Below are 14,992 nucleotides of genomic sequence, written 5' to 3'. Positions count from 1 at the left end.
GGGCAGACGATGCCCTGCCGGGCGTCCCGCGGACACCGGGCGGTTTCTGCCACTGCCGCCCGGACAAAGCCGGACCCCTCCCCGGTACGTTCCTCGTGATACGGGCAGTGCCCGGTGGCCCTCGGCCGCCGATGGCACAGCCGCGCGCCCCAACCGGCGCTTTCCCGGCATGCGGGCCGGGAAGAGGCGGCGGCCGGGGGCTCACGCCCCCGGCCCGGCCGCCCTCCCCCACCTCTCGTCCGGCCCCCTCCCTCTGCGGGGGCGGTCCTCAGGCCCTGGTCCTCGGGCCGGCCCTCAGCCCTTCACGCACACGAGCTGCTTCAGCTTCGCCACGACCTCGACCAGGTCGCGCTGCTGGTCCATCACCTTCTCGATCGGCTTGTAGGCGCCCGGGATCTCGTCGACCACGCCCGCGTCCTTGCGGCACTCCACGCCCCGCGTCTGCTCTTCCAGGTCGCGCGTGGAGAAGGCGCGCTTGGCCGCGCTGCGGCTCATCCTGCGGCCGGCGCCGTGCGAGGCCGAGTTGAAGGACGCCGCGTTGCCGAGCCCCTTCACGATGTACGAGCCGGTGCCCATCGAACCCGGGATGATCCCGAACTCGCCGGAGCCGGCCCGGATCGCGCCCTTGCGCGTGACGAGCAGGTCCATGCCGTCGTACCGCTCCTCGGCCACGTAGTTGTGGTGGCAGGAGATCACCGGCTCGAACGTGACCCTGGCCTTCTTGAACTCCTTGCGGACCACGTCCTGGAAGAGCGCCATCATGATCGCCCGGTTGTACTGGGCGTACTCCTGCGCCCAGAACAGGTCGCGCCGGTAGTCCGCCATCTGCGGGGTGTCCGCGACGAAGACGGCGAGGTCGCGGTCGACCAGGCCCTGGTTGTGCGGCAGTTTCTGCGCCTGGCCGATGTGGAAGTCCGCCAGCTCCTTGCCGATGTTGCGCGAGCCGGAGTGCAGCATCAGCCAGACCGAGCCCGCCTCGTCCAGGCAGAACTCGACGAAGTGGTTGCCCGAGCCGAGCGTTCCCATCTGCTGGGCGGCGCGCTGCTCGCGGAACTTGACCGGTTCGGCGAGGGCCTCGAACCGCTCCCAGAACCCGTCCCACCCGGAGGTGGGGAAGCCGTGCAGCCGGGCCGGGTCCACCGGGTCGCGGTGCATGCCGCGGCCGACCGGGACGGCCTGCTCGATCTTCGAGCGCAGCCGGGAGAGGTCGCCGGGCAGGTCGTTGGCGGTCAGCGAGGTCTTGACGGCGGACATCCCGCAGCCGATGTCCACACCCACCGCGGCCGGGCAGACCGCGCCGTGCATCGCGATGACCGAGCCGACGGTGGCGCCCTTGCCGTAGTGGACGTCCGGCATGACGGCGAGGCCCTTGATCCACGGCAGCGTGGCGACGTTGCGCAGCTGCTGCATCGCCCCGTCGTCCACCGACCCCGGGTCGGTCCACATCCTGATGGGCACCCGTGCGCCCGGCATCTCCGTGTACGACATGATTCCTCGATCCCCCGACAGCTGAAAACGGCACCAAAGCCATGAAAGGCACGTAAGGCAAAAACTGGAGCCGAAACCCACAACCAGGACAAGGAACCGGCGTTCACAGCTGCACGTGCGATAGACATTGTGTCCGGCCACCGCCCACGGGCGGCAACCGCTTTTCCTCCGTCGTCCCGCTGAAAGGAGCCCGGAAACCGTGCAGCGAAAGGCGTACGTGCCTGGTCTCGCGCTCCTCGTGGCGCTCGCCTCCGGCTGCTCCGCGGCCTCCGGCGGCGACGGCTCGACGACCGATGCCAAGGCGGGCGTACCCAAGGCGGCCGCCGCGCCGCCCGGGAAGTACCGCACCCTGCCCGAGCCCTGCCGGGCCGCGAGCAAGGACGCCCTCAAGGACATGCTGCCGGGCGCCGCCTCCCTCGCCGACGCGGACGCCGCCAAGGAGCTCGCGGGCACCGCCGACCTCACCTACGACACCGACCGGCGGGTCGGCTGCCGCTGGAAGGACGAGACGTCCGAGGGTGTGCGAAGACTCACGGTCGACTTCGAGCGGGTCGTCTCCTACGACCCCGCGGTGAGCGACGACGACCAGACCAAGGAGCTCTACGCCAAGAAGGAGACCGCGGCGAACCTGCCCGCTCCGCGCAGCGCCTCTCCCTCGCCGGTGGTCTCCAAGTCCCCGTCCGCGTCCGCCTCGCCGTCCTCCGGCGCCCCCTCGCTGCCGTCCGGGCCGCCCACCGGCGCCCCGACCGCGCCGAGCTCTCCGCCCGCCTCGCCGAGCCCCTCGAACGGCGCCGGCCAGGACGCCCTGCAGCCGCGCCGGCTCAGCGGTCTCGGTGACGCCGCGTTCCTGAACGACGTATCGTCCCCGTCCGGCGGCGACGCCGCACAGGCGGCCGGACAACGTACCGTCACTGTCGTCTTCCGTACGTCCAACGTCATCGTGACCGTCGAGTACGCGGCCCAGGCCACGGCGGCCACCGCCGCGGCCCCCGACAGCAAGGAGCTGCAGGAGCAGGCCCAGGCCCTGGCCGGCAGGCTCGTCGAGCAGTTCAGCGAATAGCGCGCCAGCGCGAAGAACGAAGCGAAGGAATCATGCACCGATCAGCCCCGGCCACCCCCGAAAAGGCCCACGCCCCGGCCCCGCGCATCCGGCTCGCCCGTGTCCTCGCCTGTGCCGCCGTCCCTGTGATGCTCGTCGCAGTGGGCTGCTCCTCCGACTCCGGCGGCGACAAGAAGAAGGACGCGTCGTCGTCGGCCTCGTCCTCGGGCGGCAAGCAGGCCTCGTCCTCGCCGTCCCTCGCGCCGGCGAAGTTCAAGAAGCTCCCCGAGGCGTGCCAGTCGGTCACCCCCGCGTCGATCGACAAGTACGTCCCCAAGGCGAAGACCAAGGCCGGGGAGGTCGGCAAGACCTCGGACCCGCAGTCCCAGGCGAGCTGCACCTGGAACGGCCTCGACGACAAGGGCGTGCAGGGCTCGCTGTACCGCTGGCTCGACATCGACCTCAAGCGCTACGACTCGACGGCCGGCCTGGGCAGCGGCGACTCGCTGGCGCAGAAGCAGTTCGACCGCGCGGTCTCGGCGGCGCAGGGGACGGCCGACGCGAAGAACGTGAAGTCGACGCCGGTCCCCGGCCTCGGCGACCAGGCCACCGCGATCACCTTCGACCTGAAGAAGACCGACGCGGACTTCAAGTACGGCGTCGTGGTGGTGCGCAGCGCCAACGCGGTGATCGCGGTCGACTACAACGGCACCGGTTACCAGGGCGCCGACGCCCCCCAGACCAACGAGGTCCAGGAGGGCGCCACCGTCACCGCGAAGGAGGCGGTGGCCGCGCTCGCCGCCGCGAACAACAAGTAACCCCCGCGCGACCCTACGGAGTCCGGCCCTCCCCTGTGGGCCGGACTCCGTACACATGTGCCAGGCTGTGCCCGCCAGTTGCTTGACAAGGGGAGGGGACGCGGGTGGCCGCGACTCAGCTGACACGGACGCACCGCATCCTGATCGGGGTGGTGGTCGCGGGTGCCGTGGTGATCGCCGGGATCGGTTTCGCGGGTTCGTACGCCGCGGTCCGCGAGCTGGCCCTGCAGAAGGGCTTCGGCAACTTCTCCTACGTCTTTCCGATCGGCGTGGACGCGGGCATCTGTGTGCTGCTCGCCCTCGACCTGCTCCTGACCTGGATGCGGATCCCGTTCCCGCTGCTGCGCCAGACCGCCTGGCTGCTGACGGCGGCCACGATCGCCTTCAACGGCGCCGCCGCCTGGCCCGACCCGCTGGGCGTCGGCATGCACGCCGTCATCCCGGTCCTGTTCGTGGTCTCCGTCGAGGCGGCCCGGCACGCGGTCGGGCGGATCGCCGACATCACCGCCGACAAGCACATGGAGGGCGTCCGCCTCACCCGCTGGCTGCTCTCGCCGATCCCCACCTTCCGGCTGTGGCGCCGGATGAAGCTGTGGGAGCTGCGCAGCTACGAGCAGGTCATCAAGCTCGAACAGGACCGCCTGGTCTACCGGGCCCGCCTCCAGGCCGTCTACGGGCGTGCCTGGCGGCGCAAGGCGCCCATCGAGTCCCTGATGCCGCTGCGGCTGGCCAAGTTCGGCGTGCCGCTGGCCGAGACGGCGCCGGCCGGGCTCGCCGCGGCCGGCATGGACCCGGTGCTGCTGCCGCCCGCCCCGGAGCCCGCCCGCCCCGCGCCGCAGCCCGAGCTGCCGCCCGTCCACACCCAGGCCCCGCCCGAGGCTCCTCCGCGCCAGGACCCCGCCGCCGAGCAGGCGCAGGCGCAGCCCGGGCCCGAGCAGCCCACCACGCACGAGAGCCCCTGGTTCGCGGCCCAGCACGTCTCGCCCGAGGAGTACGCGGGCACCTACGACCCCGCCTTCGCCGAACCCGGGACCGAGCAGACGTACGGCCCCCAGCCGGAGCCCCAGCCCCAGCCCCAGCCCCAGCAGGCGCACGATCCGCAGCAGGAGCCGGTGATGGTCCCCTCGGGTCCCGGCCGCGAACGCCCGCTCGGCGTGCCCGGGCCCCGGGCCGGGCAGGCCCGCCCGCAGGCGCCGGAGCAGGCACCCGCGGCCGAACCCGCCCCGACGGAGGACGAGTTCGCCCAGTTCGCCGAGCTGGCCTACGAGGTCTTCCGCCAGCACGTCCGCACCGAGGGCGACTACCCCACCACCGAGACGCTCGACATAAAGCTCACGGACGAGCACCAGGTGGACTACCCCGACAGCGCGGCGGTGCTGCGCAAGCTGTACCCGCAGTTCAAGCAGGTCTTCGAGGCCGAGGCCGTCGAGGACCATATCGCCTGACGGCACGTCAACTGCCGAACGCGGCAGCCCTGTTGAACCGAAGGGCCGCCACCCGAGACGGGTGACGGCCCTTCGGCGTGCTGCGTGCGGGTCAGGCGGCGAGCAGCTTGCGCACCCGGTCGGCGCCCACGGCGAGCAGCAGCGTCGGCAGGCGCGGGCCCGTCTCGCGGCTCACCAGGAGCTTGTAGAGCAGCGCGAAGAACGAACGCTGGGCCACCTTCAGCTCCGGCGTCGGCTTGGCGTCCGGCTCCAGGCCGGCCATCACCTTCGGCACGCCGTAGACGAGCGTGGTGAGCCCGTCGAGCGACCAGTGCGAGTCGAGGCCCTCGACGAGCAGGCGCAGCGATTCGCGGCCCGCGTCGTCGAGCGAGCCGAGCAGCTCGGTGTCGGGCTCCTCGCGGACCAGGGTGCGCTGCTCGGCCGGGACCTGGGTGGTGATCCAGTTCTCGGCGCGGTCCAGGCGCGGACGCACCTGGTCGAGCGAGGTCACCGGGTTGGCCGGGTCCAGCTCGGTGAGGATGCGCAGGGTCTGGTCCTCGTGGCCCGCGGTGACGTCCACGACCGAGGCCAGCGTGCGGTACGGCAGCGGGCGCGGGGTGCGCGGCAGCTCACCGGCCGCGGTGCGGGCGGCCCGGCTGTGGGCGGCCGCGTCGGCGGGCAGCGCCGATCCGTCGGCCACCTTGGCCTCCAGCTTGTCCCACTCGTCGTAGAGCCGCTGGATCTCCTGGTCGAAGGCGATCTTGAAGGACTGGTTGGGCCTGCGGCGCGCGTACAGCCAGCGCAGCAGCTGCGGCTCCATGATCTCCAGCGCGTCGGCCGGGGTCGGCACGCCGCCCTTGGAGGAGGACATCTTGGCCATGCCGCTGATGCCGACGAAGGCGTACATCGGGCCGATCGGCTGGACGCCGTCGAAGATCGACACGATCTGGCCGCCGACCTGGAAGGAGGAGCCGGGCGAGGAGTGGTCGACGCCGGACGGCTCGAAGACCACGCCCTCGAACGCCCAGCGCATCGGCCAGTCGACCTTCCAGACCAGCTTGCCGCGGTTGAACTCGCTGAGCAGCACCGTCTCGGAGAACGCGCACGCCGAGCAGGTGTAGGTCAGCTCGGTGGTGGCGTCGTCGTAGGCGGTGACGACCGTGAGGTCCTTGCCGCACCCGCCGCAGTACGGCTTGTACGGGAAGTAGCCCGCCGAGCCGGTGCCGTCGTCCTCGGCGGCGGCGCCGGAGCCCTCGGCGGCCTCCAGCTCGGCCTCGTCGACCGGCTTCTGCGACTTCTTGCCCGGGGCCTTCTTGGTCCGGTACTGCGCCAGGATGGCGTCGATGTCCGCGCGGTGCTTCATCGCGTGCAGCACCTGCTCGCGGTAGGCGCCCGCGGTGTACTGCGCGGTCTGGCTGATGCCGTCGTACTCGACGCCGAGCTCGGCCAGCGCCTCGGCCATGGCGGCCTTGAAGTGCTCGGCCCAGTTCGGGAACGACGAGCCGACCGGCGCCGGGACCGAGGTCAGCGGGCGGCCGATGTGCTCGTTCCACGAATCGTCCACACCGGGGACGCCGTTCGGCACCTTGCGGTAGCGGTCGTAGTCGTCCCAGGAGATCAGGTGGCGCACCCGGTACCCGCGGCGGCGGATCTCGTCGGCGACCAGGTGCGGGGTCATGACCTCGCGCAGGTTGCCCAGGTGGATCGGTCCGGAGGGCGAGAGGCCGGACGCGACGACGATCTCCGGGGCCTCGGCGGGAGATTTCGCAGCGTCAGGCGCACGTCGCTCCGACTCGGCGATGACATCGTCCGCGAAACGGGAGACCCAGTCGGTCTCGGTGCTGCTCTGAGCCACGGTCGGCACGTCCTTCTTTCTCGTAGGCCTGCAAGGGGCCGGCCCGCCCATTCTCCCAGACGGAGCGGGCCGGCCGGGGGTTGCCCACATCTCAGGAGAAACACGGGGGGCCCGCATGGGAGAATCGCAGCGCAATCGTCCTCACCCCCGACAGGAACGGCACCTCATGGCCTCGGTCCCTTCCCTCGCTTCCACTGTCCAGCAGCGCCTGGCGGACGCCCTCACGGCTGCCCTGCCGGAGGCCGGCTCCAGCGACCCGCTGCTGCGACGAAGCGACCGGGCCGACTTCCAGGCCAACGGCATCCTGGCGCTCGCCAAGAAGCTCAAGGGCAACCCGCGGGAGCTGGCCGCCCAGGTCGTGGACCAGGTCGCCGGCGACGCCATCAAGGACATCGAGGTCTCCGGCCCCGGCTTCCTGAACATCACGCTCGCCGACCGGGCGATCATCGAGACGCTCGCGGCGCGCGCCGCCGACGACCGGCTCGGCGTGCCGCTCAAGGAGCACCCGGGCGTCACCGTCATCGACTACGCCCAGCCCAATGTGGCCAAGGAGATGCACGTCGGCCACCTGCGGTCGGCGGTCATCGGCGACGCGCTGCGCGGCATGCTCGACTTCACCGGCGAGAAGACGATCGGCCGCCACCACATCGGCGACTGGGGCACCCAGTTCGGCATGCTCATCCAGTACCTGATCGAGAACCCCGGCGAGCTGGCCCCGGCCGAGGACGTCGACGGCGAGCAGGCCATGTCGAACCTCAACCGGGTCTACAAGGCCTCCCGCGCGGTCTTCGACGCCGACGAAGAATTCAAGGACCGGGCCCGCAGGCGGGTCGTCGCCCTCCAGTCCGGCGACAAGGAGACCCTGGAGCTGTGGCAGCAGTTCGTGGACGAGTCGAAGGTGTACTTCTACTCGGTCTTCGAGAAGCTGGACATGCAGGTCAGGGACGAGGAGATCGTCGGCGAGTCGGCCTACAACGACATGATGCCGGAGACGGCCCGCCTCCTTGAGGAGTCCGGTGTCGCGGTGCGCTCCGAGGGCGCGCTCGTGGTCTTCTTCGACGAGATCCGCGGCAAGGACGACCAGCCGGTCCCGCTCATCGTGCAGAAGGCGGACGGCGGCTTCGGCTACGCGGCCTCCGACCTCTCGGCGATCCGCAACCGGGTCACCGACCTGGACGCGACCTCGCTGATCTACGTCGTGGACGTGCGCCAGTCGCTGCACTTCAAGATGGTCTTCGAGACGGCCCGCCGGGCGGGCTGGCTCGGCGAGGAGGTCACCGCGCACAACATGGGCTACGGCACCGTGCTCGGCGCGGACGGCAAGCCGTTCAAGACCCGTGAGGGCGCGACGGTCAAGCTGGAGGACCTCCTGGACGAGGCCGCCGAGCGGGCCACCGCCGTCGTGCGCGAGAAGGCGGAGAAGGTCGGCCTGAGCGAGCAGGAGATCGTCGAGAACGGGCGGTACGTCGGCATCGGCGCCGTCAAGTACGCCGACCTGTCGACCTCGGCCAACCGGGACTACAAGTTCGACCTGGACCAGATGGTGTCCCTGAACGGCGACACCTCGGTGTACATCCAGTACGCGTACGCCCGGATCAAGTCGATCCTGCGCAAGGCGGACCACCTGGCGCCGGCCGCCCACCCGGAGCTCGAACTCGCCCCGGCGGAGCGGGCGCTCGGCCTGCACCTGGACGCGTTCGGCGACCTGGTCTACGAGGCCGCCGCCGAGTACGCCCCGCACAAGGTGGCCGCGTACCTGTACCAGCTGGCCTCGCTGTTCACGACGTTCTACGACCAGTGCCCGGTCATCAAGCCCGAGCCGCCGAAGGACGTCGCGGAGAACCGCCTGTTCCTGTCGGAGCTGACCGCCCGCACGCTCACCCGGGGCATGGCCCTGCTCGGCATCCGCACGCCCGAGCGCCTCTGAGGCCTCCGGCGCCTGCCCGCGCGCCTGCGGTCCGCGTCAACTCCCGTGTGGGGCCGCCTGGTTCACCCCATGTCCAGGTGGTCCCACACATTGGTGTCCAGGCGGTACTCGAACGCTGGGCGGCCCTTGACGGCGCTGGTGCGGAACGGCTTGCCGTTGTCGTCCACGCGGATCTTGTCCGAGCGGTCGCCGCTGCTCCAGGAGACCTCCAGGTACCAGCTGACGTCGTGGTCCTCGGTGTGCACGGTGAGGTCGAAGACCTCGGGGTCGGTCGTGGACACCTTGAACGGGAAGTCCTTGGCCGGCACCGTCGCATCGCCCTGATGGCCCGCGACCGGCCTGCTCACCGGCTGGGCCGCGTCCAGGTCCACGTCGAAGCTCTGCGGCACGACCCCGCCGCCACAGCCCGAACCCATCGAGTAGGCCGTCCACTTGAGGGGCGCCTCGCGGCCCACCACACGGACGTTGATGCCGGTGATCACGACCGAGTCCTGGCTCTTGCCGGTCGCCGTGAGCTCCAGTTTCAGATCGCCGCCGTCGACCCCGCCGAGCGCCCGCGCCCAGGACAGCCGGTCCTGCACATTGGGCGGGGGCGGCGGCACCGCCTCGGGCTTCTGGTCCAGCACGTAGAACTTGCCGCACGGCGTGTCCCAGTCGTACGAGCTGATGCCGACGCTCAGCGGCACACCGCCCACGGCGGGCTGCTTCTTCTGGCCCTTCGGGTTCGCGGTGCCGGCGGAGGCGTGCGCGGACGGTGAGCCCGAGGGGCTCGGACTGCCGCTCGCGCTCGGGCTCGCGCTCGCGCGGTGCGAGGGGGCGGACGACCTCGGGACCGGGGGCGTACTCGTCTTGGCGTCGGCGACGGTCCGGCTGGCGTCCGGCCCGCCCGTCAGGCTGACGGCGGCGGTCGCCGCACCGGCGAGCGCGACGACGGTGGCCCCGATGAGCACCAGCCGCGTCCGCTTCCCGGCGAACCGCCCGCCCGGCCCGAAGGCGGACCGGCGCCGCGGCGCGACCGGGCCTACGGACAGCAGCTCGCCCTCGTCCTCCCGGCCCCCGAAGCCCTCGCGGTCGGCGTCGCGCGCCTCGACGGGGGTGGAGGTGGGAGCGGGAGCGGGAGCGGGCGTGGGGTCGACGGCCTCGGGATCCGGCTCGCGCTCGGCGGCGGAAGCGGAGACGGGGGCAGGGGCGGGGGCAGGGGCGGCGGCGGGGGACGACGCCGACCCGGCCGGGGCCGTCGGCGAGGACGTCGGGGCGGGCCCGGGCGCGGGCGCCGACGCGGGGGCCGCGGACGACGTATGCGTGCGGGAGCGGCGGCGCGCCTCGTCCGCCAGGATCCAGCGGCGGTGCAGTTCGACGGACTCCTCCGGTGTCGCCCCGCACAGCCGGGCGAGCCGCTCGACGGGCGCGTACTCGTTGGGGACGGCGTCCCCGTTGCAGTACCGGTGGAGCGTGGACGTACTCATGTGGAGCCTGCCCGCGAGCACGCCGTAGCTCCGTCCCGAGCGGTCCTTCAACTCCCGCAGCAACGCCGCGAACTGCTCGGACTCCGTGGTGGCCATGCCCCGGTCCCCTCCCCATCCATCCCAGGAACGCATTCCAGGGACAGGTCATTTCCCCAGGTCAAAGGGTGTTCCAGCGTTCCAGCTTCCCCCATTGTCCCTTGCTCGTTGCCGGGCTGTCGGACCGGCCCGCAAGGTAGGTGCAGCAAGCAGCCGAACAGCCCGTTCCGGGAGCAGACCATGCGATTCCGCATCCGGTTCAACGTGGCGGACTCGATGGCCGTGGTCGTCCTGGCCGTGTCCATCGCCACCCTCATCACGCTGATCCACCACTACCGCCGCTGACGCGCTCCACGCCGTCGGCCACCACTTCACACGGGGAGACCGATCACCATGCGCACCACCTTCCGCATCGCCGCCGCCACGACCACCGCCCTCGTCGCCTCCCTCGCCCTGACCGCCTGCGGCAGCGGCTCGGCGGACCAGGCCGGTGCGGGCACCAAGCCGAACGCCTCCGCGCCGGTCACCGCACCGCCGGCCGGCGAGGGGACCCCGGCGCCCGGCGACGCCCCGGGCGACACGGCCGGCAAGGGCACGTCCCAGGGCGCGGGCAAGACGGGCGGCTCGGGTTCAGGTTCGGGTTCGGGTTCGGGTTCGGGCAAGCACACCGACACCCCGGCGAAGTCGTCCGGCAAGACCGCGAAGAAGCCCGGATCCGCGGGCGGCGGCAGCAGCAGCGACGCGCCCTGCACCGGCGCCAACGTGAAGCTGACCGCGACCCCGGTGTCCCGCCCGATCAACCACATCCTGCTGACGGTCACCAACACCGGCAAGACGCTGTGCAACGCCTACGACGCGCCCGCGGTGTCCTTCTCCAACGCCCAGCAGTCCCCGATCGCGGTGGACAAGGACACGATCCCGCAGGCGGTGGTCTCGCTGGTCCCCGGTGCCTCGGCGTACGCGATGGTGCGCACCCAGGGCGAGGACGACGGCAGCGAGTCGTACAACGCGGGCCAGGTCGTCGTGTACTTCCAGGGCAGGGTCGGCCCGGAGTCGACGGGGCCCTCCGCGTACGCGGCGCTCTCGAAGCCGGTGGCCGTCGTCGACAGCCAGGCGATGGCCACGTACTGGCAGGCCGACCTCTCCACGATCGACTCCTGGTAGAGCGCGACGCGCCTGGCGGAGCACGATCTCCGACTCCGGCCGGAGCACGACCTGCTGATCACGCGCGGCCGGGAGCCCGCCGGAGGGGCTCATGCCGAGGAAGGTCCTCCGAAGGGCCCGGAACGGCAACCTGTGTTGCCATGACCGGGACGAGGAGATGGAATACGAGCATGGCCCGCACGCCCAGCACCCCGCAGCCCAGCACCCCGCGCCCCAGCACCCCGCCCGCGACCGGCGCGGGCTCTCGCCATCAGGCGGTCCTCGACGAGGTGGGCCCCCGGCTCAAGGCGCTCCGGGCCCGGCGCGGCCTCACCCTGGCCGCGCTCGCCGAGACGACCGGCATCTCCAAGAGCACGCTCTCGCGCCTCGAATCGGGACAGCGCCGCCCGAGCCTGGAACTGCTGTTGCCGCTGGCCGACGCGTACGGGGTGCCCCTGGACGATCTGGTGGGCGCACCCGAGGTGGGCGATCCGCGGGTCCGGCTGAACCCGCGCCCGCTGGCGAACGGCGGCACGTTCGTGCCGCTGACCCGCTCGCCGGGCCCGCTCCAGGCGTACAAGCTCCTGATCCCCCACCGCGGCACCGAACCGGACCTGCGCTCGCACGAGGGCTACGAGTGGCTGTACGTCCTGGACGGGCGGCTGCGGCTCGTCCTCGGGGAGCACGACCTGGTGCTCGGCCCCGGCGAGGTGGCCGAGTGGGACACCAAGGTGCCCCACTGGTTCAGCAGCGCGGACAGCCGTCCGGTGGAGGTGCTGAGCCTGTTCGGACGGCAGGGCGAGCGGATGCACGTCAGGGCGCGGCCGAAGACGGACCGCCCCAACTAGCTCCCGATCAGGCCCAGTTCATCCCTTGAGGGCGCGACCGAGACGTGCGAGGCCCTCGCGGATCTCGTCCGGGGCCGAGGTGACGAAGCACAGGCGCAGCGCGGCTGCGTCGGGGGCCCCGGCGAAGAAGGGGGCGCCGGGCACGTAGGCCACGTCGTACTCGATGACCTTGCCGAGCAGCGCCGTTGCGTCGGAGCCCGCCGGCAGCCGGGCCCACAGGAACATGCCGCCCTCGGGCCGGTTCCAGGTGGAGCCCTCGGGCAGGGCGTCGGCGAGTCCGGCGAGCATGGTGTCGCGCCGCTCGCCGTAGGCGGCCCGCACGGTGGCGAGGTGCGCGTCGAGGTCCCGGTCCTGCAAATAGCGTGCCGCGGCCAGCTGGTTGACGGTCGGGGTGTGCAGGTCGGAGGCCTGTTTGGCGATGACGCAGGCGCGCAGCAGGGCGCGGGGCGCCCGGAGCCAGCCGATCCGCAGACCGGGGGCCATGATCTTCGAGTAACTGCTGAGCAGCACCGTGCGGTCGGCGGCGGCCTCGCAGGAGGAGATCCAGGGCACCGGCTCGCCCTCGTAGCGCAGCTCGCCGTAGGGGTCGTCCTCCACGATCCACAGCCCGCGCCGGGCGGCGACGTCGGCGACCGCGCGGCGGCGCTCGGCGGTCATGGTGCGGCCGGTCGGGTTCTGGAAGGTGGGCACGCAGTAGAAGAGCTTGGGGCGCTCGCGGGCGACGATCTCGTCGAGGGCGTCGGGGTCGGGCCCGTCCTCGTCGCAGGGTACGGCGACGATCCGGGCCCCGGCGAAGCCGAAGACCTGCAACGCGGCGAGGTAGCAGGGGTCTTCGACGAGCACGACGTCGCCGGGTTCGATCAGCGCGGCGGCGAGGAGGGTGAGGCCCTGCTGGGAGCCGGTGGTGATGAGGAGGTCGTCGGCGCCGGTGGGGAGGCCGCGCCCGGAGACCCGCTCGGCGGTCGCGGCCCGCAGCGCCGGGCTGCCCTCGGTGGTGGAGTACTGGAGTGCGGTGGGGGCCTGTTCCTCCATGACCGCGCGGAAGGCCGCGGCCATGCCGGCACCGTCGAACAGCTCGGGCGCGGGGAGGCCGCCGGCGAACGATATGACCTCCGGCCGGGCGGTGAGCGCGAGGATCTCGCGCACGGGCGAGGCCCCCACGGAGGCGGCCCGCCCCGCAAGCGCGGGCACGGCCGCACGCGCGCCGGTGGGTTCTGCTGGTGCCGATGAGGAGGCGGGCATGGGGCGGCTCCTGTCATGTACTCGGACGTCCGACTATCCGGCAGCGTACGCAGACCCCGGCCCCCTTGATCAGGCCATTCCACGATCCGGGCGGAACGCGAGGCCCCCCGGGCACGCCCCGGCCCCTCACCCCCCGCCCCCCTCGTCACAGCCGAACTCGCACCACACCCACTTCCCGGGAGCCCGCTCCCCCACCCCCCACTTGTCGGCCACCGCCCCCACCAGCAGCAACCCCCGCCCGCCCTCGTCGGCCACCTCCGCGACCCGGGGCACCCCGCCCCCGCTGTCGTGCACCTCGACCCGCAGCACGGCCCCCTCGCACAACCGCATCCGCAAGAGAAACCCCCGGCCCGGCGGCACCCCGTGCAGCAGCGCGTTGGTCGCCAGCTCGCTGACGCAGAGCACGATGGGGTCGAACCGGTGGAAGAACCCCCAGTCGGCGACGGCTCCCGCCGCGAACTTCCGCGCGGCGGGCACGGATTGACGGCGACGGGGGTAGAAGCGCTCGCGCATCTCGTTCTCGCTCATGCGCCGAGCGTTGCGGAGGGCCCGCCTCCGGCCGCAGTGGTCCGACCCGTACAGAATTTCTGTACGGGTCGCCCATGAGTAACTGCGCTGCATGCATGGGCAGTTGGCAGGCATGTGTCCCACCAGGCGAACCCGTAAGAACGCGTCGGCGATGAAACTGGTCGGCTCCCTCGTGGCGGCCTTCCGGCAGCACGCGGGCCTGACGCAGGGGATGCTGGGTCAGCGCGTGCTGCTCCACACGGAGATGATCGCCTCGATCGAGCAGGGCCGACGCCCCCTGAAACCCGATCTGGCCGCCCTCCTGGACGACCTCCTCGACACCAAGGACGCGCTCGCCACGGCGGTCGCCAACATGCCGGAGGTCGACCTGATCCCGGCCTGGGCCGAGGAGTACATGGACCTGGAGCGCGAGGCCGTCGCGCTGTCCTGGTTCGAGAACCAGGTCCTGCCGGGCCTGCTCCAGACCGAGAACTACGCCCGCGCGGTGTTCCTCAGCAAGGTGCCCGCGATGAGCGGGGACGAGATCGGCGCGCAGGTCGCTGCGCGACTTGAGCGGCAGGAGATACTGCACCGGAGGGAGCCGCCGACGATCAGCTTCGTCATCGCCCAGGCCGTCCTGATGGACCGCATCGGCGGTGCGCAGGTATTCCGTGGGGCGCTGCACCACCTCCGCCAGTGCGCCGACCTACCCGGCCTGACCCTCCAGGTCATGCCCGTGGGCCTCACACGACATGCCGCGCTGGACGGCCCGTTCACGGTGCTGGAGACACCGGATCACCAGCACCTGGGATACACGGAAACCCAACGCGGAAGCCAAATCATCTCCGACCCGGACGAGGTAAGCATCCTGGCGCAGAGGTATGCGATGCTGCGGACACAGGCCCTCAACACCGATGAGTCCAAAGGCCTGTTGGACCGTTTGCTAGGAGAGCAATGATCATCGGCGCACTGAAGTGGTTCAAGTCCAGCTACAGCGGCAGCGACGGCGGCCAGTGCCTCGAAATGGCCTGCGCCTGGCGCAAGTCGAGCTACAGCGGGAGCGAGGGCGGAGCCTGCGTGGAGATCGCGGCGCACCCCTCCGCGATCCACGTCCGCGACTCGAAGGCTCCCGAAGGACCCACCCTCACGCTGAGCCCGGACACGTGGCGGGCGTTCGTGACGGAACTCTGAGTTCCGGG

At 71.7% G+C, this 14,992-nt stretch carries 13 protein-coding genes; 8 read left to right on the top strand and 5 right to left on the bottom strand.

Going from position 1 to position 14,992, the window contains the following annotated elements; translation table 11 throughout:
* Window positions 1-294 precede the first annotated feature (294 nt).
* A complete protein-coding gene (locus ACGF3I_RS31610; protein ID WP_393138074.1) occupies window positions 295-1,488 on the bottom strand; it encodes an RtcB family protein in 1,194 nt (397 codons plus the stop codon).
* Between the two features lie 199 nt (window positions 1,489-1,687).
* On the opposite strand from ACGF3I_RS31610, the gene ACGF3I_RS31605 reads away from it, so the two are divergent.
* The 3 genes from ACGF3I_RS31605 (at window position 1,688) to ACGF3I_RS31595 (ending at window position 4,790) form a co-directional block, all read left to right on the top strand.
* Window positions 1,688-2,548, top strand: a complete 861-nt coding sequence (locus ACGF3I_RS31605) for a DUF3558 domain-containing protein (RefSeq protein ID WP_393138072.1) — start codon at window positions 1,688-1,690, stop codon at window positions 2,546-2,548.
* Between the two features lie 32 nt (window positions 2,549-2,580).
* Window positions 2,581-3,345, top strand: coding sequence for a DUF3558 domain-containing protein (locus ACGF3I_RS31600; protein WP_393138070.1), 765 nt, complete (start codon window positions 2,581-2,583; stop codon window positions 3,343-3,345).
* 104 nt (window positions 3,346-3,449) lie between these two features.
* Window positions 3,450-4,790, top strand: a complete 1,341-nt coding sequence (locus ACGF3I_RS31595) for a DUF2637 domain-containing protein (RefSeq protein ID WP_393138068.1) — start codon at window positions 3,450-3,452, stop codon at window positions 4,788-4,790.
* 91 nt (window positions 4,791-4,881) lie between these two features.
* On the opposite strand, the gene lysS is transcribed toward ACGF3I_RS31595, so the two are convergent.
* On the bottom strand, window positions 4,882-6,633 hold the full coding sequence (lysS, locus tag ACGF3I_RS31590; RefSeq protein WP_393138066.1) for a lysine--tRNA ligase: 1,752 nt from the start codon (window positions 6,631-6,633) through the stop codon (window positions 4,882-4,884).
* A 157-nt stretch (window positions 6,634-6,790) separates the two neighbouring features.
* Here lysS and argS point away from each other — a divergent pair, with 157 nt between their 5' ends.
* Entirely contained in the window at window positions 6,791-8,551 is a 1,761-nt protein-coding gene (argS, locus tag ACGF3I_RS31585) for an arginine--tRNA ligase (protein WP_393138065.1), read from the top strand.
* 62 nt (window positions 8,552-8,613) lie between these two features.
* On the opposite strand, the gene ACGF3I_RS31580 is transcribed toward argS, so the two are convergent.
* Window positions 8,614-10,113 (bottom strand): helix-turn-helix domain-containing protein, encoded by a 1,500-nt coding sequence (locus ACGF3I_RS31580; RefSeq protein WP_393138063.1) that lies wholly within the window; start codon window positions 10,111-10,113, stop codon window positions 8,614-8,616.
* 333 nt (window positions 10,114-10,446) lie between these two features.
* Here ACGF3I_RS31580 and ACGF3I_RS31575 point away from each other — a divergent pair, with 333 nt between their 5' ends.
* Both ACGF3I_RS31575 and ACGF3I_RS31570 read left to right on the top strand, forming a co-directional pair.
* Window positions 10,447-11,217 carry a DUF4232 domain-containing protein gene (locus ACGF3I_RS31575; protein WP_393138061.1) on the top strand — a complete coding sequence of 257 codons (771 nt, stop codon included), beginning with the start codon at window positions 10,447-10,449 and terminating at the stop codon, window positions 11,215-11,217.
* 170 nt (window positions 11,218-11,387) lie between these two features.
* A complete protein-coding gene (locus ACGF3I_RS31570; RefSeq protein WP_393138059.1) occupies window positions 11,388-12,044 on the top strand; it encodes a helix-turn-helix domain-containing protein in 657 nt (218 codons plus the stop codon).
* Window positions 12,045-12,062: 18 nt separating this feature from the next.
* On the opposite strand, the gene ACGF3I_RS31565 is transcribed toward ACGF3I_RS31570, so the two are convergent.
* Together ACGF3I_RS31565 and ACGF3I_RS31560 are read right to left on the bottom strand one after the other, a co-directional pair.
* Complete coding sequence (locus ACGF3I_RS31565; protein WP_393138057.1) at window positions 12,063-13,286, bottom strand: PLP-dependent aminotransferase family protein; 1,224 nt, start codon at window positions 13,284-13,286, stop codon at window positions 12,063-12,065.
* Between the two features lie 126 nt (window positions 13,287-13,412).
* Window positions 13,413-13,814, bottom strand: coding sequence for an ATP-binding protein (locus ACGF3I_RS31560; protein WP_393138055.1), 402 nt, complete (start codon window positions 13,812-13,814; stop codon window positions 13,413-13,415).
* Between the two features lie 151 nt (window positions 13,815-13,965).
* On the opposite strand from ACGF3I_RS31560, the gene ACGF3I_RS31555 reads away from it, so the two are divergent.
* Window positions 13,966-14,751: a DUF5753 domain-containing protein gene (locus ACGF3I_RS31555; protein WP_393138053.1), complete on the top strand. Its 786-nt coding sequence runs from the start codon at window positions 13,966-13,968 to the stop codon at window positions 14,749-14,751.
* A complete protein-coding gene (locus ACGF3I_RS31550) occupies window positions 14,748-14,984 on the top strand; it encodes a DUF397 domain-containing protein (protein WP_393138051.1) in 237 nt (78 codons plus the stop codon). Before ACGF3I_RS31555 ends, ACGF3I_RS31550 begins: the two co-directional genes overlap by 4 nt.
* The last annotated feature ends 8 nt before the right edge of the window (window positions 14,985-14,992 follow it).

Origin of the sequence: Streptomyces sp. NPDC048111, from assembly GCF_043202815.1 — a bacterium.
Classification (GTDB): domain Bacteria; phylum Actinomycetota; class Actinomycetes; order Streptomycetales; family Streptomycetaceae; genus Streptomyces.
Note: the sequence above shows the minus strand (reverse complement) of the source record. Positions and strands in the feature narration are given on the sequence as shown.